Source organism: Streptomyces sp. NPDC048275, assembly GCF_040652275.1.
In the GTDB taxonomy this organism is placed as follows: domain Bacteria; phylum Actinomycetota; class Actinomycetes; order Streptomycetales; family Streptomycetaceae; genus Streptomyces.
Map to the genome: position 1 here is coordinate 63,107 of NZ_JBEZLR010000019.1, position 16,391 is coordinate 79,497.

At 71.4% G+C, this 16,391-nt stretch carries 13 protein-coding genes; 3 read left to right on the forward strand and 10 right to left on the reverse strand.

Annotation, left to right across the window (positions count from 1 at the left end; all coding sequences use genetic code 11):
• Positions 1–191 precede the first annotated feature (191 nt).
• From AB0D57_RS14460 to AB0D57_RS14470, 3 genes are all read right to left on the reverse strand, one after another.
• Positions 192–1,463 (reverse strand): DUF2690 domain-containing protein, encoded by a 1,272-nt coding sequence (locus AB0D57_RS14460; RefSeq protein ID WP_362071529.1) that lies wholly within the window; start codon positions 1,461–1,463, stop codon positions 192–194.
• Positions 1,464–2,103: 640 nt separating this feature from the next.
• On the reverse strand, positions 2,104–2,655 hold the full coding sequence (locus AB0D57_RS14465; protein WP_362071531.1) for a DUF3017 domain-containing protein: 552 nt from the start codon (positions 2,653–2,655) through the stop codon (positions 2,104–2,106).
• A complete protein-coding gene (locus tag AB0D57_RS14470) occupies positions 2,645–3,499 on the reverse strand; it encodes a bifunctional methylenetetrahydrofolate dehydrogenase/methenyltetrahydrofolate cyclohydrolase (protein WP_362071533.1) in 855 nt (284 codons plus the stop codon). Before AB0D57_RS14470 ends, AB0D57_RS14465 begins: the two co-directional genes overlap by 11 nt.
• A gap of 281 nt (positions 3,500–3,780) precedes the next feature.
• On the opposite strand from AB0D57_RS14470, the gene AB0D57_RS14475 reads away from it, so the two are divergent.
• Positions 3,781–4,386, forward strand: coding sequence for a proline-rich domain-containing protein (locus AB0D57_RS14475; protein ID WP_362071535.1), 606 nt, complete (start codon positions 3,781–3,783; stop codon positions 4,384–4,386).
• 186 nt (positions 4,387–4,572) lie between these two features.
• Here the strand turns inward: AB0D57_RS14475 and purH are convergent, their stop codons facing one another.
• Positions 4,573–6,135: a bifunctional phosphoribosylaminoimidazolecarboxamide formyltransferase/IMP cyclohydrolase gene (gene purH, locus AB0D57_RS14480; RefSeq protein ID WP_362071537.1), complete on the reverse strand. Its 1,563-nt coding sequence runs from the start codon at positions 6,133–6,135 to the stop codon at positions 4,573–4,575.
• The gene (purN, locus tag AB0D57_RS14485; RefSeq protein ID WP_362071539.1) at positions 6,132–6,752 is read right to left on the reverse strand and encodes a phosphoribosylglycinamide formyltransferase; all 621 of its coding nucleotides are present in this window, start codon (positions 6,750–6,752) and stop codon (positions 6,132–6,134) included. The genes purH and purN overlap by 4 nt, the downstream gene beginning before the upstream one ends.
• A 536-nt stretch (positions 6,753–7,288) precedes the next feature.
• Between purN and AB0D57_RS14490 the strand changes: the two genes are divergently transcribed.
• A complete protein-coding gene (locus AB0D57_RS14490; protein ID WP_362071541.1) occupies positions 7,289–8,128 on the forward strand; it encodes a hypothetical protein in 840 nt (279 codons plus the stop codon).
• 279 nt (positions 8,129–8,407) lie between these two features.
• Here the strand turns inward: AB0D57_RS14490 and AB0D57_RS14495 are convergent, their stop codons facing one another.
• A complete protein-coding gene (locus AB0D57_RS14495) occupies positions 8,408–9,919 on the reverse strand; it encodes a DUF6350 family protein (protein WP_362071543.1) in 1,512 nt (503 codons plus the stop codon).
• Between the two features lie 108 nt (positions 9,920–10,027).
• Here AB0D57_RS14495 and AB0D57_RS14500 point away from each other — a divergent pair, with 108 nt between their 5' ends.
• Positions 10,028–11,218, forward strand: coding sequence for a helix-turn-helix domain-containing protein (locus AB0D57_RS14500; protein ID WP_362071545.1), 1,191 nt, complete (start codon positions 10,028–10,030; stop codon positions 11,216–11,218).
• A gap of 63 nt (positions 11,219–11,281) precedes the next feature.
• Here the strand turns inward: AB0D57_RS14500 and sucD are convergent, their stop codons facing one another.
• From sucD to AB0D57_RS14520, 4 genes are all read right to left on the reverse strand, one after another.
• On the reverse strand, positions 11,282–12,166 hold the full coding sequence (gene sucD, locus AB0D57_RS14505; protein ID WP_362071547.1) for a succinate--CoA ligase subunit alpha: 885 nt from the start codon (positions 12,164–12,166) through the stop codon (positions 11,282–11,284).
• Positions 12,167–12,187: 21 nt separating this feature from the next.
• A complete protein-coding gene (gene sucC / locus AB0D57_RS14510) occupies positions 12,188–13,366 on the reverse strand; it encodes an ADP-forming succinate--CoA ligase subunit beta (protein WP_362071549.1) in 1,179 nt (392 codons plus the stop codon).
• 423 nt (positions 13,367–13,789) lie between these two features.
• Positions 13,790–15,136: a hypothetical protein gene (locus tag AB0D57_RS14515; protein ID WP_362071551.1), complete on the reverse strand. Its 1,347-nt coding sequence runs from the start codon at positions 15,134–15,136 to the stop codon at positions 13,790–13,792.
• Between the two features lie 206 nt (positions 15,137–15,342).
• The gene (locus AB0D57_RS14520) at positions 15,343–15,996 is read right to left on the reverse strand and encodes a hypothetical protein (RefSeq protein ID WP_362071553.1); all 654 of its coding nucleotides are present in this window, start codon (positions 15,994–15,996) and stop codon (positions 15,343–15,345) included.
• Between the last annotated feature and the right edge of the window lie 395 nt (positions 15,997–16,391).

Genomic DNA, 16,391 nt, shown 5'->3' on the forward strand with positions numbered 1-16,391 from the left:
CAGGACCTGTCCGGCCGATCAAGTCGCAGGAGAGCGGCGGTGCCTGCGAAGTGCCGGTGAGCGGGGTGTGGTGCGTGTAGCTGCAAGGCGGAGGAGGGCGTCGACGCGGAGCGTCGGCAACCGACGACAACGCCGCAGATGGGCGTGCCAGACCCCGCGTCTGCGGCATGATCCGCCGGACAGGCCCTAATTCACGTCGTGCACCCCTTTTGGCCCGACGCCAGCGTCGCGCACGCCTTCGCGTCGCCGGCGTCCTTGACGGCGACCATCGGGGTGTACGCGTCGGTGTCCGTGTCGACCGAGCCGGTCTGCTTGGCCGCGGTGCCGGCGGATACCTCGACCGTGTCACCGGCCACGGCCTGGGTGATGCGGGCCCAGGCCGCGGCACAGGTCTTGCTGTAGCGGACCTCGACGAGGGTGGTGCCGATCGTGACGCTGGTCGTGGTCGTCGCCAGTTCGCCGCCGCACCCCATGTTCTCCGGGTCCTTGCCGGTGCAGCCGTCGCCGCTGCACTTCACTCCGGCCGGCAGGTCGGGGTCGGTGGCGGCGGAGGTCGACGGCGTCTGAGGCGCGCCCTGTTCCTTCTTGTCGTCGCCGTCGGTGAAGAAGACGGCCGCGGCTATCACGACGAGTGCGCCCACGACACCCGCGAGGAACATCGTCACCCGCCGCTTGCGCCGCGCCCCGTCGGGCGAAGCGCCGGTGCGCGGCCGGGAGTCGCGCGGCGGACCACCGGCGGGGGCGCCAGGACCGACCGGCCCGACCGGAGCCGGCGGACCGTACTGCCCCGGGCCACCGGAGCCGGAGCCTGTACCGGAACCGGAACCGGAACCGGAACCGGAACCGGAGCCGGAAGGTGTGGCGACAGCCCCCCAACCGCCGCCGCCCCGCGAGGCCCCACCGGACGAGGAACCCCCGGGCGAGGAGCCGCCGGACGAGGACCTGCCGTGCCCGGAATCGCCGCGTGAGCCACCCCCGTACGACGAGTCCTCCACCTCGGTGGCGGACGGCTGAGGCGGCACAGTCGGCGCCACACCCGCGGGCCCTGCGATCCCCGGTGTCGCGGTCGCGCTGCCGCCCTTGCGGGCCTGCTTGCCGTTGCTCCCCTTCGCCGGCGCCGCCCCGAACTCCCCGAGCGCGGCGCGCGCCTGGGAGATCCGGATCGCTTCCATGGTCATGTCGTGGCGCATCTCCGAGCGGCTCCAGGCACGCTCGGCCAGCTCCCACATCGTGGTCAGATGGATGGGATTGGTCCCGGTCACCTCTGCCAGGGCGACGATCGCGCCCTTGGGCGCTAGGAGCCGGCCGTTGAGGTAACGCTCCCAGGACGTCTTGCTGTAGCCCGTACGGTCGGCCACCGCGGCGATGCTCAGCCCGCTTCGGTCGACCAGCCGGCGCAGCTGGCTGGCGAACTCCCTGACCTGCGGATCGAGTTCATCCGGCAAAGCCCTCCAACGAGGCATTACTGCTCCCCCCTGCTTCTTTCCCCCCGTACGTGCCTGACTGTTCTCCCACGCGTGGCTCCCCCAAGCTCTCAGAAAACGTTAGAGCAGGGGCTACCCTCCCCGTCTCCGCCGAGTCCCCGTTCTGGCTACCCACAGGGATGCCCTCGGTCGGGATCTCAGTTCCCGGGATGGGGGCGCACAGGAGCATTCGGGCCGGGCGTGCGCCGTTGCGCGCCCGTTGGGCTGCGGTCCAGTGTCCCATCGACATCGCGCACGCCAATCGGACGCTCGGGCTCCGTACAGGACGTCCCGGACCGTCCCGATTGCCCACGTTAGCCGGGCTGTTGGCGTGGATCAGTGCAAATCCCTGAACTTGTCAAGACATCGACACCCGGGGAACACAAGTCCGACCCCACCTATCACGGGAGCGCTCAGCTCACCCGCTGGGCCCCCTGGGGACGCCGGTCGGCCCCCGTTGCGCGGCGCGGACACCGTAGCGGAACGGTCACCTCCGCGCCACAGCGAACTGCTGGCTGTTGAACAGCTTGTCCCTGTGCAGAAGTGTTGGCTTCCGGGCGGCCCGACCGCCCGGCCGCGGCCCGTCCTTACTCGGGGGAGGGGACGGGTCGCGCCCATGTCCGCGGACGGCGGACGGGACTCAGCGGACCGTGAAGTGCAGCGTGTCGTCCAGGAACGGGATCTCCAGCAACGGGTTGGGCTGCGCCATCAGGGCGAGCAGCACGATGGCGACGCCCAGCACCCCGTACGTGATCAGGTCCGTGAAGCGGGAGCGGACCGCGAGCATGCCCACGTCGGGCAGCATCCAGCGCATCACGGCGCCGGCCAGCAGCGCGGCACCGATCAGGATCGTGCCGATCCGGAACGCGTCCAGCGCGGTCAGCAGCAGGCCCAGCCCGACCGCCGACAGCACGGCGAGGATGGGCCACTGACGGGCGGGCGCCGGAGCGTCCCGGGCCGCCGCCCGGCCGCCGCCCTCGGGGCGCGCGGTGTCCCGCGTGAGTTTCGGGAACCGGCGCGTGGCACGGCGCGGCTGCCCTTCGGCGTCGGGCGCGCTCACGGCGTCGAGCGTGGTCGGCTCGCCGCTCGCACTCTCGGCCTCCGCGTCCCGTACGGACGGCGTGGCACCGGTGCCCCGCCCGGCGCGCGCGGCGCGCGCCTCGGCGCCCTCGGACCTGCCGTCAGCCGACACTGCGCTCCGCCGCTTCCACCACGTTGACGAGCAGCTGGGCGCGGGTCATCGGGCCGACGCCGCCCGGGTTCGGGGAGATCCAGGCGGCGACCTCGGCGACGTCCGGGTGGACGTCTCCGACGATCTTGCCCTCGGCGCTGCGCGAGACACCGACGTCGAGGACGGCGGCGCCCGGCTTCACGTCCTCGGCCCTGATGAGGTGCGCCGAGCCGGCCGCGGCCACGATGATGTCGGCGCGCTTCAGGTGGGAGGAGAGGTCACGGGTGCCGGTGTGGCACTGGGTGACCGTCGCGTTCTCACTGCGCCGCGTCAGCAGCAGCGGCATCGGGCGGCCGATGGTCACACCGCGGCCGACGACCACGACCTCGGCGCCCTTGATCTCGACGCCGTAGCGGCGCAGGAGGGTGAGGACGCCGTTGGGGGTGCAGGGCAGCGGGGCCGGCTCGTTCAGTACGAGGCGGCCGAGGTTCATCGGGTGGAGTCCGTCCGCGTCCTTGTCCGGGTCCATCAGCTCCAGGATGCGGTTCTCGTCGATGCCCTTGGGGAGCGGGAGCTGGACGATGTAGCCGGTGCAGGCCGGGTCCTCGTTCAGCTCGCGCACCACCGCCTCGATCTCCTCCTGGGTGGCGGTCGCGGGCAACTCACGCTGGATGGAGGCGATGCCGACCTGGGCGCAGTCGCGGTGCTTGCCCGCGACGTACTTCTGGCTGCCGGGATCGTCACCGACGAGGACGGTCCCCAGGCCGGGCGTGACGCCCTTCTCCTTCAGGGCCGCCACGCGGACGGTCAGATCGGACTTGATCGCGGCTGCGGTGGCCTTGCCATCGAGAATCTGGGCGGTCATGACCCCATCCTCGCGGATGACCCGGCCCCGGTTCCAATCCGGGGACCCCTTGTCCATCCGCTGTGCCGCCCCCGCCCCTCCCTCGTTTCCGCCTGTGATCAGCGATGTTGCACTTGCACAACACAATCGTGAGGGCGCTGGACAAGTAAGCAAGGCCTTTAGAACGATGAGCGCCACAGTGTTGCGGACAGTACCGGGGGGACAGACCGCTCCTGAAGAAATCTCCTCCGCGTCGTGCCGCGCATGTCGTCCCCGCACTACGCAACGGAGGAAACCCCGCCATGAGTTTCGGCGACCCGAACAACCCCTACGGCCCCCCGCAGGGCCAGCAGCCGTCCGGCTACCCGCCCCAGGGCCAACCCGGCTACGGCTACCCCCAGAGCGCCCCGCAGCAGCCCGGCTACGGCTACCCGCAGGCCCCGCCGGTCCAGCAGTCGCCGTACGGCGGCTACCCCGGCGGCCCGATGGTGATGCCCGGCGGGGTGAAGGCCGCCCGCGTGATGCTGTTCGTCATCGCCGGTCTGCAAGTACTCGGCGCCATCCTGGTCGCCGTGTCCGCGCTCGCCGTCTCGGCCGCGAAGAACGACGAGTCCCTCAAGGACGACGTCCAGTTCCAGCAGTTCGCCGACTACTCGGCCGGGGCGCTGTGGGGCTTGACCATCGTGATCCTGGCCTGGGGCGTCCTCGCGATCTGGCTCGGCGTGAAGTGCGGCAACGGCGGCAACGGCGTCCGCGTCACCACGCTGGTGTTCGGCATCATCACGGCGATCCTCGGCATCTACCCGTTCATCATCATCGGCCTGGTGCACACCGTGCTCGCGGTCCTCATAGCGGTGTTCGTCGGCAAGGCCGACGGTGACGCCTGGTTCAACCGGCCCAAGTACTGAGCCGCGAAGTACCGAGCGGTTCGGTTTCTCCCCGGCGTGGACGTCCGGGGTCCCTCGCAGTGACCTACGCGGTACACACCTGCTGACACCCCGTCAAAGGCATACGGCGACGGCCCACCGGAAGGTCCGGTGGGCCGCCGCCGTGCGTATGCGTACGCGTACTACTCAGTGGAATACGCGTACTACTCAGTGGAAGAAGTGCCGCGTCCCCGTGAAGTACATCGTGATGCCCGCCTTCTTCGCGGCGTCCACGACCAGTTCGTCGCGGACCGAACCGCCGGGCTGGACCACGGCCCTGACGCCCGCTTCGGCGAGGATCTCCAGGCCGTCGGGGAACGGGAAGAACGCGTCCGAGGCGGCGTAGGACCCGCGGGCCCGCTCGGCGCCCGCCCGCTCGACCGCCAGCTTCGCGGAGTCGACACGGTTGACCTGGCCCATGCCGACACCGACCGAGGCGCCGTCCTTGGCCAGCAGGATCGCGTTGGACTTCACCGCACGGCAGGCGCGCCAGGCGAAGGCCAGCTCGTCGAGCTCGCCCTCGTTCAGGGCATCACCGGTGGCGAGGGTCCAGGAGCTCGGGTTGTCGCCGTCGGCCTGGAGGCGGTCGGTGACCTGGAGCAGCGCGCCGCCGTCGATCTGCTTGATCTCGGTCGGGTTGGCGGGCGCCCGGTGGGCGCGCAGCACGCGGATGTTCTTCTTCTTGGTGAGGGCCTCGAGCGCGCCGTCCTCGTACTCCGGCGCCACGATGACCTCGGTGAAGATCTCGGCGACCTGCTCCGCCATCTCCTTCGTCACCGGCCTGTTGACCGCGATGACGCCGCCGAACGCGGACAGCGGGTCACAGGCGTGCGCCTTGCGGTGCGCCTCGGCGACGCTCGAGGCGACCGCGATACCGCACGGGTTGGCGTGCTTGATGATCGCGACGCAGGGGTCCTCGTGGTCGTACGCGGCACGGCGCGCGGCGTCCGTGTCCGTGAAGTTGTTGTACGACATCTCCTTGCCGTGCAGCTGCTCGGCCTCGGCCAGGCCGCCCGTGCCGTCGACGTAGAGGGCCGCCCCCTGGTGCGGGTTCTCGCCGTAGCGGAGGGTGTTCTTGCGCGCGTAGGTCACGCCCAGGAAGTCGGGGAGGCCGCTGCTGTCGGCGGCGGCGTACTCGTCCGCGAACCAGGAGGCGACGGCCACGTCGTACGAGGCGGTGTGCTGGAAGGCCTCGGCGGCGAGCCGCTTGCGGGAGCGAAGGTCGAAGCCGCCCGTCTTTGCGGCGGCGAGGACGTCGCCGTACCGCGCGGGGCTGGTCACGACGGCCACGGACGGGTGGTTCTTGGCGGCGGCGCGGACCATCGACGGCCCGCCGATGTCGATCTGCTCGACGCACTCGTCCGGCGTCGCACCCGAGGCGACCGTCTCGCGGAAGGGGTAGAGGTTGACGACGACGAGGTCGAAGGGCTCGACACCGAGCTCTTCCAGCTGGCGCCGGTGGTCGGCGAGCCGCAGGTCGGCGAGGATGCCCGCGTGGACCTTGGGGTGCAGGGTCTTGACCCGGCCGTCCAGGCACTCGGGGAAGCCGGTCAGCTCCTCGACCTTGGTGACGGGGACGCCGGCGGCGGCGATGCGGGCGGCCGTGGAGCCGGTCGACACCAGCTCGACACCGGCCTCGTGCAGCCCGCGTGCCAGCTCTTCCAGGCCGGTCTTGTCGTAGACGCTGACGAGCGCCCTGCGAAGGGGCCGCTTGTTGCTCTCGGCGGTCACTGGATTACTACCTTTCGTCCCTCAATGCGATAGCCGTTGCGGGCGAGCCGCCCCACGACATCGACGAGCAGGCTTCGCTCGACTTCCTTGATGCGCTCGTGCAGAGCGCTCTCGTCGTCCTCGTCCCGGACCTCCACCACGCCCTGAGCGATGATCGGTCCGGTGTCGACGCCGTCGTCGACGAAGTGGACGGTGCAGCCGGTGACCTTCGCGCCGTACACGAGCGCGTCACGCACGCCGTGGGCCCCCGGAAAACTGGGCAGCAGGGCGGGATGCGTGTTGACGAACCTCCCACCGAACCTGGCGAGGAATTCCTTCCCCACGATCTTCATGAACCCCGCGGAGACGACGAGGTCGGGCTCATGGACGGCGACCGCCTCGGCGAGCGCCGCGTCCCACTCGTCCCGGGTCTCGTAGTCCTTGACGCGCCGGACGAAGGTGGACAGCCCCGCCCGCTCGGCACGCGCGAGCCCCTCGATGCCGTCGCGGTCGGCGCCGACGGCCACGATCTCGGCTCCGTAGGCCTCGGTGCCGTGCGCCGCGATGGCGTCGAGCAGTGCCTGCAGATTCGTGCCTGATCCGGAGACCAGCACGACGAGGCGCTTGGCCTTGGCCACGGCGGGGCCCTTTCTCGGGGGAGCGTTTGTACGGTCGTACGAATGCTTCGCGCCCCGGGATACGGGGAAGTCTACGAAGCGGCCGACCGTCAGCAACGATACCGGCACACCGGGCGGCCCCCACGGGACGGGGGCGTGGCCGGAAGGTAGCGTCTGGGGAGGATCCTCCTGGGAACACCATGCGGCATGGGAACGCCCTGTGCGCGTGGGACGTTGACCGAGGACGGGTACGAACGCCCGGGGCGCAGCCCCCGGGAACGGATGTCCGGGGTGCGAGCCTGGGAAACGAACGTCCGAGGTGCGGGCCTCGAGCGGGAAGCCCAGGGCGGACACTGGAAGCAAACGCCCGGGGTGCGAGTCCTGGGTGGCAGTGCCCGGGACGCCGAGTCCCGGGTCGCAGTGCCCGGGGCGCCAAGTCCTGGATACGAACGTCCGGGGTGCGAGCCCTGGGCGGGAAACCCGGGGTGCGCGTCGCGAGCACGATGCCGTGCGGACACGCCGCCCGCCAGAACCACCAAGGGGAAGACGCACACCTGATGCCGGACCGCAGTCTCCGACTCCCTCCGCTCCTGCTGCGCGAGCGGCGCCCTTCGCCTACCCCGCCGCGGGAGAGCGGGGACGCGCCCTCGGGCGGGCACGGCTCCTCGGACGGACGTGACTCCGCGGACGGAAACGGCTCCGGCTCCGGCTCCGGCTCCGGCTCCGGCTCCGGCTCCGACGACAATCCGTTCGCTCCGCCGCCGGAGGGGACGCCCGACCGGCCTTGGCAGCCGAGGCGGCCCGCGGGCGGACAGGGCCAGGGCTCGGACGGGAGCGGTGGATCCGGAGGTGGTCCCGGACGGTCCCCCTGGGGCAGCCAGTGGAGCGACCGGCAGCCGGGACGTTCGACGGGCGGCGGTTTCGGTGACCGGCCCGGGGCTCCCCAGGGCCAGGGCGGCCAGGAAGGTCCCGGCGGCGGTCCGGGCACCGGGATGCGCTGGGACCCGACGGACCCGGCCCAGCGCCGTGCGCGCTACGCACTGCTCTCAGGCATGTGGGCGTTCTTCTTCGCCCTGTTCAGCTGGCCGTACGTGGCCCTGCTGCTCGGCGCACTCGCCCTGTACTGGGGCGGCAGCGCCCTGCGCGCCAAGCCCCGCACACCGGACCCGGACGCGCCGGCCCCCGACTCGAACACCCGGCCCCAGACCACAGCCGCGGTGAGCGGTCTCGTCACCGCGTCCCTGGCCATCGTCATGGTCGCCGCGACGTTCACCGCCCAGTTCGTCTACAGCGACTACTACGCCTGTACGAACGACGCGCTCACCAACGCGTCGAAGCAGTCCTGCAACGACCTTCTGCCGAAGGAACTGCGGGGCCTGCTGGGAACACGCAGCTAGCTGTTCCCCACCCCCTGGGGGCTCCGCCGGGTATCCCCGGCCGGGGTGTGATCTTTCAGCCTGTCCGGCGTTTGAGGACGAGCCCTTCGGGCGAAGCGGGGGTCCAGGGGGCGCAGCGCCCCTGGCGGGGGGTCTGGGGGCGCAGCCCCCAGGAACGGATGATGGGGGTCCCCCTGCTCGAGCGAAGCCGAGAGCTTGGGGGAGGGTAGGGGCGGCGGGGGCGGAAAACCTCACGGCCACCCTCACCGCGCCGCCCAGCGAGACTCACGGGAAGCATCCTCACTCCACCGCCCCCGCCTGCGGAACCGGCGGAGGACCATCGCCCCCGTCACGCTCCCGCCTGCCCCAGGACAGCCACGAAGGCCACGAGATCCGCCCACGCCACACCGCCCAACCCAGCCACGAAGGCCGACGAAAAACCCGCCCCGATCGCCCCGCCCCCTCCCGAAGCCTCCACGCTCGCGCCCCCACCGCCACCGGAACCCCCACCCCCACCATCCAAGCAACCGCCGCAGCACCCACCTGCCACCACACCGGCCCGAAGTGAGCCAACGCCGCAACCCCCAGCGGCCCCCCGGCCAGCCCGGCCAACAACGCCAGCACAAGGCCGCACAACACGGACGCGATCCCCACCCCCGCAACGGTCCGCCCCCGCGACCAGACATCACCCCGCACCCCGTCCGCACTCCCCGACGCTCCCGACGCCTTCGCCACTCCCGACACCCCCGCAGCCACCAGGAACCACGCCACCGTCCCCCCCGCCGCCACCGGCACCACCCCACACACCCAACTCCACGGCCCCCCCGCCGCCTCCCCCGGCACCGCCGCCAACAACGGAAAGGCTGGCAGCAAAGGCCCCGGCACAGCCGCGGACAACGGCCCCGCAACATGCCCCGCCCCCAGTACGACCCCCGGCCCCAGCCCATACGCGGCCCCCCACACCGCCGCGTTCGGCACCAGAGCCAGGCACAGCAGCAGTACCGCGAACCGCCCCGACCACCCGCCGGTGAGCTGCAGGAAGGAGTCCCGCGCGGAGCCCCCGTGCCACACCAGCGACGCCCCCACCAGCAGCGCACCACCCCCGACCAGCACCGCCGCCCCGGCCCCCGCCGCACGCACCGAGGCCCTGACCCACCGCCGGGTCGACCGCGCCGGCACACGAAGGGTGATGTGACGGCGTACGCCGGCGGGCAGCGTGGCAAGAACCCGGCGCAACGAGGCGAGCACCGGCCCGCCGGGGCGCGTGTACGCCGTCCACACCCCCGCCCCCGCCGCGCTCACGGCGAGCAGCGGCAGGCATACGACCGTCCACAGCCACGACGGCCGTAGCTCCCCGCCCGTGGCGTACAGCGCGGCGGCCGCACCGACGGTCAGATAGCCCACGACGGACCCGGCCCACACCGTGCGCGCCGTGGCCTCGACGTCGGCGTCCGCCGCCGCGTCGCGCGCCGCCCGGTGCAGCAGCCACACGGGCAGGACGACCAGGAGCAGCGGCGTGACGCCGACCGGCATGGGCAGGCCGGACAGCGTGTCGGTGCGGATGAGTTCGACACCGTGCGCCAGGAGCCAAAGTGCCGCAGCGACGTGCAGCGCGCCGCCCGGCCCGCTGTCCGGGTATGGCGAGCTGATCCACAGCACCATGACGAGAACGGCGAACGAGCCGAGTCCGAGCCCCGCGGCGAGGGCGCCACCCAGGAGGCTGGCGGCCAATCCGGGCGGTCGCTCGCGCATCCGGGTGAGCAAGGACGACAACGACAGCCTGCGGTCGGTCATTGGGGTCACGACCGCCATGCTCCCAACGACACGCGCTTTCTCGTCGTAACAGGCGAACCTTGGATGTGTCGCCCAATATGCAGCTATGCACTTTTTCGTACGCGGGGGCGCCCTGTGGGGTCCGCAATGACCCAGAGCCCTGCGACCCCGCTGCCCTCCCCCGAGGAGCTCCGCCGTCTGCGCGAGGCGAAGTCTCTGAGCCACGCCGACGTCGCGGCCGAGGTGGGCGTCACCCCCAAGACGGTGCGCTCGTGGGAGAACGGCCGCACGACGCCGCGCGGCCGCAAACGGGAAGCGTACGCAAAGTTGCTGACCTCCTCTGAAGCGACTGCCCAACAGGAGGAGTCCGCCCCCGTACTGGTCGGCGATGCCTCCAGCCCCGTATCCCCGCCTCCAGAAGTGCCGCACGATCACGCCGAGCCCAAACCTGAACCCGAATCCGGACCCGAATCCGGACCCGAATCCGGACCCGAATCCGGACCCGAACCGTCGCCCCCGTCCGAATCCGAATCCACAACGGCCCTGACACCAGCTCAGGCCTTCGACACGCTCTACGCGTTCTGTGCCCCCGCCCTCGTACGGCAGGCCTATCTGCTCACCGGACGGCGCGAGCTGGCGCGGGAGTCCGTGGAGCGGGCCTTTCAACTGGCCTGGCACCGCTGGCCCGAGGTGGCCGTCGACCGGGATCCGACGGGGTGGGTGCGGGCGGCGACATACGAGTACGCGCTCTCGCCCTGGCACCGATTCCGCCCCCGGCACCGGCATCCGGAGGCGCCGCCCGCCGAGGCCGCCGACCGCGCGCTGCTCGCCGTACTCCTGCAACTGCCACCCGTGTACCGGCGGACCCTGGTGCTCTACGACGGGGTCGGGCTCGACCTGCCGGAGACCGCGGCCGAGACGGAGGCGAGCACGCCCGCGGCGGCCAACCGGCTGCTGCATGCCCGCGGGACCGTCGCCGCGCGCCTGCCGGAACTGGCGGCGCCGGAGGATCTGCACCGGCGGCTCGCCGAACTCGCCGGAACGGAGCGACTGCGCGCCGCGAAACCCCGCACGGTGCGCTGGTCCAGCGAACGCCGCGCCCGTCACTGGACCCGCGCGGCCATCGCGTTCACGGCCGTCCTGATCGGGGTCACCAGCCTGACGCTCCGAACGGCCCCGGACCACTACGAGCCCCCGCTGGCCCCGGGCGAGACGGTCGGCGGGCTGCCACCCCGGGCCGCTCCCGGGCCGCTGTCCGCGCAGCAGCTGGCGCTGCAATCCAGGCTCCAGAAGGCGACGGAGAGCGGTCCGGAGCGGCTGGTTCCGCAGGGGCGTTGAGTACGCCGACGGGCCCGCACCCTGGAAGAGGGTGCGGGCCCGTCGGCGTACTCAGCTGAAAAGTCAGCCCGCGAGCAGCTCGCGCGCCAGCTTGGCCGTCTCGGTCGGCGTCTTGCCGACCTTGACGCCGGCGGCCTCGAGGGCCTCCTTCTTGGCGGCGGCCGTGCCGGAGGAACCGGAGACGATGGCACCGGCGTGGCCCATGGTCTTGCCCTCGGGCGCGGTGAAGCCGGCGACGTAGCCGACGACCGGCTTGGTCACGTTCTTCGCGATGAAGTCCGCGGCCCGCTCCTCGGCGTCGCCACCGATCTCGCCGATCATGACGATCAGGTCGGTGTCGGGGTCGGCCTCGAACGCGGCGAGCGCGTCGATGTGCGTGGTGCCGATGACCGGGTCGCCACCGATGCCGACGGCGGACGAGAAGCCGATGTCACGGAGCTCGTACATCATCTGGTACGTCAGCGTGCCGGACTTCGAGACCAGACCGATGCGGCCCGGCTTCGTGATGTCGCCCGGAATGATGCCGGCGTTCGACTGGCCCGGCGTGATCAGGCCGGGGCAGTTCGGGCCGATGATGCGGGTCTTGTTGCCCTTCGACTTCGCGTACGCCCAGAAGGCGGCGGAGTCGTGGACGGCGATGCCCTCGGTGATGACGACCGCGAGGGGGATCTCCGCGTCGATGGCCTCGACGACAGCGGCCTTGGCGAAGGCCGGCGGCACGAAGAGGACGGACACGTTGGCGCCCGTCTTCTCCATGGCCTCGGCGACGGTACCGAAGACGGGGATGTCGGTGCCGTCGATGTCGACCGACGTGCCCGCCTTGCGCGGGTTCACGCCACCGACGATGTTCGTGCCGTCGGCCAGCATGAGCTTGGTGTGCTTCATGCCCGTGGCACCGGTCATGCCCTGGACGATGACCTTGCTGTCCTTGTTGAGGAAGATAGCCATGGCTGTTTAGTCCCTCTTCCCTTACTTCGCAGCCGCGAGCTCGGCGGCCTTGTCGGCCGCGCCGTCCATGGTGTCCACGCGCTGCACGAGCGGGTGGTTGGCGTCCGACAGGATCTTGCGACCCAGCTCGGCGTTGTTGCCGTCGAGGCGCACGACCAGGGGCTTGGTGACTTCCTCGCCCTTGTCCTTGAGCAGCTGCAGCGCCTGGACGATGCCGTTGGCGACCTCGTCACAGGCGGTGATGCCACCGAAGACGTTGACGAAGACGGACTTGACGTCCGGGTCGCCGAGGATGATCTCCAGGCCGTTCGCCATGACCGCGGCGGAGGCGCCACCGCCGATGTCGAGGAAGTTGGCGGGCTTGACGCCGCCATGGTTCTCACCGGCGTACGCGACGACGTCCAGGGTGCTCATCACGAGACCCGCGCCGTTGCCGATGATGCCGACCTCACCGTCGAGCTTGACGTAGTTGAGGTTCTTCGCCTTGGCGGCGGCCTCGAGCGGGTTGGCCGAAGCCTTGTCCTCGAGGGCGGCGTGCTCCGGCTGACGGAACTCAGCGTTCTCGTCCAGGGACACCTTGCCGTCGAGCGCGATGACGCGGCCGTCGGCGACCTTGGCGAGGGGGTTGACCTCGACGAGGAGGGCGTCCTCCTTGATGAAGGTGTCCCACAGGGTCACGAGGATGTCGGCGACCTGGTCGGCGACATCGGCCGGGAACTTCGCCTGGGCGACGATCTCTCGGGCCTTCTCGATCGAGACGCCCTCATTGGCGTCGACCGGGACCTTCGCGAGGGCCTCGGGGTTCTCCTCCGCGACGACCTCGATCTCCACGCCGCCCTGAACGGACGCCATGGCGAGGAAGGTGCGGTTGGTGCGGTCGAGGAGGTACGAGACGTAGTACTCCTCGGCGATCTCGGGCGCGGTCTCGGCGATCATCACCTTGTGGACCGTGTGGCCCTTGATGTCCATGCCGAGGATGTCCGTCGCGCGAGCGACGGCCTCGTCCGGGGTGGCGGCGAGCTTGACGCCGCCGGCCTTGCCTCGGCCACCGACCTTGACCTGGGCCTTGACGACGGACTTGCCGCCAAGACGCTCGGTCGCCTCGCGGGCTGCCTCAGGCGTGTCAATGACTTCACCGGCCAGCACCGGTACACCGTGCTTGGCGAAGAGGTCCCTCGCCTGGTACTCGAACAGGTCCACGCGCGTCCGTCCCTATCAGTGATCTCGCGGTTCGTTGGATGCGTGGGCGTGCCGCGAAGGGCAACGTGACGTCCGCTGTCACAAGGGTGGCGCACACGGTGTCCGAGCGCGCGGCATGTCCGTCTCGCAGGTTATCGCCGCTGGACGCGGGTCCCTAAATCGCAGATCACACCTGAGCGGTGATACCTGTCACAGAGCAGGGCCTCACCAGGCTGGGGTTTGCCTGGTGAGACCCCTTGAACAGCCCCGAAGGGGCCCAGGGCGGGCGGTCCCCACCCCAATGGGGACCGCTCTCCCCACCCGCGGGTTTCGGTCGGACGGGACCGACGGCTTTCGGCCGTCCGGGGCCGTGGCCCCGCGGAGTCTGCCGGATGCCGTACGGCTGTTTCACCGTGGGAGGCCGTACGGCGAGGGAGGGGACCGTCAGACGCTGTACGTGCCGTACTGCACGTTCTGCATGCCTTGCATGTCCTGCACGTCTTGCACGTCTTGCACGTCCTGCACGTAGCTCGGCGTGACCGACTCGGTCACACCCTGGACGCCCGTCACCGCGTGCCCGGCCAGCGGTCCGCCGGTCGCCCCGACCGTCCCGGTCACGTCCTGCCCGAGCGCACCGACCTGACCGACGACGCCGCCCGCGAACGGGCCGACCTCGTCGACCACACCGGCAGCGAAGGGCCGCACATCGCCCACGACGCCGTACGCGAGGCCGGTGGCACTGCCCTCGACGCCCGCCACGACCGGCTGCACCAGGTCGACGACCGGCTGCACCGCGCCGACGACGCCCCCGGCGAAGGGCCGCACGTCGTCTGCGACGACGCCCTGCGCGAAGGGGCCGACCGGACCGGTGACGCCGTACGCGAGGGTGCCCGCGTCGGCCACGACCCCGCCCGCGAAGGGCCGCACGTCGCCGGCCACGCCGTACACCAGCGCCCCGGCGTCCCCGACGGCTTGCCCGGCAACCGGGACCACGCCGTGCACAGCCGTCGCGGCGACGGGCGGCAGGACGGAGGCCGCGGTGTCACCGACGACCTGACCGACGGCGCGGTCCACGACCGGGGTGACGCCCTCTACGGCGGTGGCCGCGACCGGCGGGAGGGCGGCGGACGCGGTCTCGTGGGCGACCGGTCCCGCGAGGTTGGTGGCGGTGGTCGCGGTGGCGGTGGCGGTGCCCTGGACGGCCGCGAGCTTCGCCTGCGTCCCGGCGAGCGCCTGCTCCAGCTCGGGCGCGAAGGCCGCGAGCGGGCCGAAGAGGTAGTCGATCTCGTCCTGGGGAGCCGTGGCGTCGATGATGGTCTCCTTGGCTGCGGCCGTGGCCCTGGTCGCGGCCCCGGCCGCGGTGTGGTCCACGGCGGAGGCCGTGGGGTCCACGGCGTGCGAGAGGTGGGCGACGGTCGGGACCTTGGCGTCGACGTAACGGCGGGCGTGGTCGGCGGTCTCCGCCGTCACGTCCGTGGCGGCCTTGGCGGTCTTCTTGGCCTGGGTGTCGATGGTGGCGGTGGTGCCAGTGGTGGCCGTAGTGCTGGCGGTGGCAGTGATGTCGGAGGCCGTCTTCTGCACGTCGTTCGGCACGTTCCCGACGACGCCGTCGACGGTGTCGGTGACCGCGCCGGTGGCCGCGCTGACGGTGTCCGTGACACCGACGGCCGCGTCGGGCGCGGAGACCGCCGCGGAGGGCAGCTCATCGGCGCTGGCGACGGCGGAGCCGAGCGCCCACGCGCCGGTGACTCCGGCGGCTATGACGATGGAACGGCGGATGTTCTTGTTCATGCGTACGTCAGATCCTTCGGGATTCCGAGAGTTCGGGATATTCCGGAGATTCAATTGATTTCTCACGATCACAGCTGATTTCTGCTGATCACGGTGAAATCGGGAGAATTCCTGAGGCTTCCGTCCGGGGATCGGAGGGGTGTCCGGACGGCGGGCAGACCTGTTCCGCCCCCGCGCGGCAGGTCGTCAGCGGGGGAAGGACTGCCCTAGCCGGGGAAAACCGGAATGTCCCGGTACCTGTCCCGGGTCTCGGCCGCGGTCACGACCGCGGATGCACCGGGCACGAGCCGCAGCGGCGCCCGATGGTTCGGAGTGACGGCACACGGATCGCCGTGCCGCGGCGCGCCGTTACCGACGGCCGACTGATCACCCAGCGCGCCCGTGGGGCCACCCGGGGGTGCCTGATGCGCGGGAGCGACTCCCGCCGCCGCACCGTGCCCGGCACGAAGCGCGACCACACCGTCGACGTACGCCCCGACGAGCCGGGGACCGTACACGGTGGTGACCCCGGCGCCGGGCTGCCGGCCGGCCGCATGCGGGGCGGTCGCGCCGAACGAAGGCACAGACACCCCACCCGACGGCTGCGAGCCCGAACCTGCATGCGGAGGCTGTCCCCCCACACCCGGAAGCGCGGGCAGCCCGGGGAGCTCCGGCGAGGACGGCAGCGACGGCAGCGACGGCAGCGACGGCAGCGACGGCAGGATCTTCGGCGGGGCTTCGGCCAACCCGCCGGTGACTGCCTCCACGAGAGCGCCGATCGGCCGTACGGCCTTGTCGGCGGCCGGCGGTACAACGGTGGCGCCAACCGGTCGTACGACGTGCCGGACAGTGTCCGCGCCCGGCTTCACAACCCGCTCCACCGAACTCTCCGCCGACCGCACAGCCTCGGCCACCGGAGCCGCTGAAGCCGCTGAAGCCGCTGAAGCCGCAGGAGTCTCAGGAGCCACCGAACCAGCCGAAGCAGCCGAAGCAGCCGGAGCCGTCTGAGCCACTGGAGCCGTGGGGGTCACCCGAGTCGTCGGCGCCAACCCGTCCGCCGCATTCGCCTGTTCCCCGCAGAGAAACCCGAGGGCGAACAACCCACCCACCAGCAGCGCCACTTGCAGTGCACGCCGCCCGGCCGCCGTGCGCAGCACGCGCAGAGCGGCACCGGTAAAGGGCAGTGCGGCGGGCGGGGTCAAGACGGGGGAAGCCTCCGTGCGGCGGGATCAGGCGGAACGGGGCGGAACACTGCGCACCGTTCGATTCTTCGATT

Bases quoted from the DNA above. Each gene is read 5' to 3' on its own strand.
- AB0D57_RS14475 (WP_362071535.1), top strand. From the start codon at position 3,781: ATGAGTTTCGGCGACCCGAACAACCCCTACGGCCCCCCGCAGGGCCAG.
- AB0D57_RS14460 (WP_362071529.1), bottom strand. From the start codon at position 1,463: ATGCCTCGTTGGAGGGCTTTGCCGGATGAACTCGATCCGCAGGTCAGG.
- sucD (WP_362071547.1), bottom strand. From the start codon at position 12,166: ATGGCTATCTTCCTCAACAAGGACAGCAAGGTCATCGTCCAGGGCATG.
- AB0D57_RS14470 (WP_362071533.1), bottom strand. From the start codon at position 3,499: ATGACCGCCCAGATTCTCGATGGCAAGGCCACCGCAGCCGCGATCAAG.
- AB0D57_RS14490 (WP_362071541.1), top strand. From the start codon at position 7,289: ATGCCGGACCGCAGTCTCCGACTCCCTCCGCTCCTGCTGCGCGAGCGG.
- AB0D57_RS14500 (WP_362071545.1), top strand. From the start codon at position 10,028: ATGACCCAGAGCCCTGCGACCCCGCTGCCCTCCCCCGAGGAGCTCCGC.
- AB0D57_RS14515 (WP_362071551.1), bottom strand. From the start codon at position 15,136: ATGAACAAGAACATCCGCCGTTCCATCGTCATAGCCGCCGGAGTCACC.
- AB0D57_RS14495 (WP_362071543.1), bottom strand. From the start codon at position 9,919: ATGGCGGTCGTGACCCCAATGACCGACCGCAGGCTGTCGTTGTCGTCC.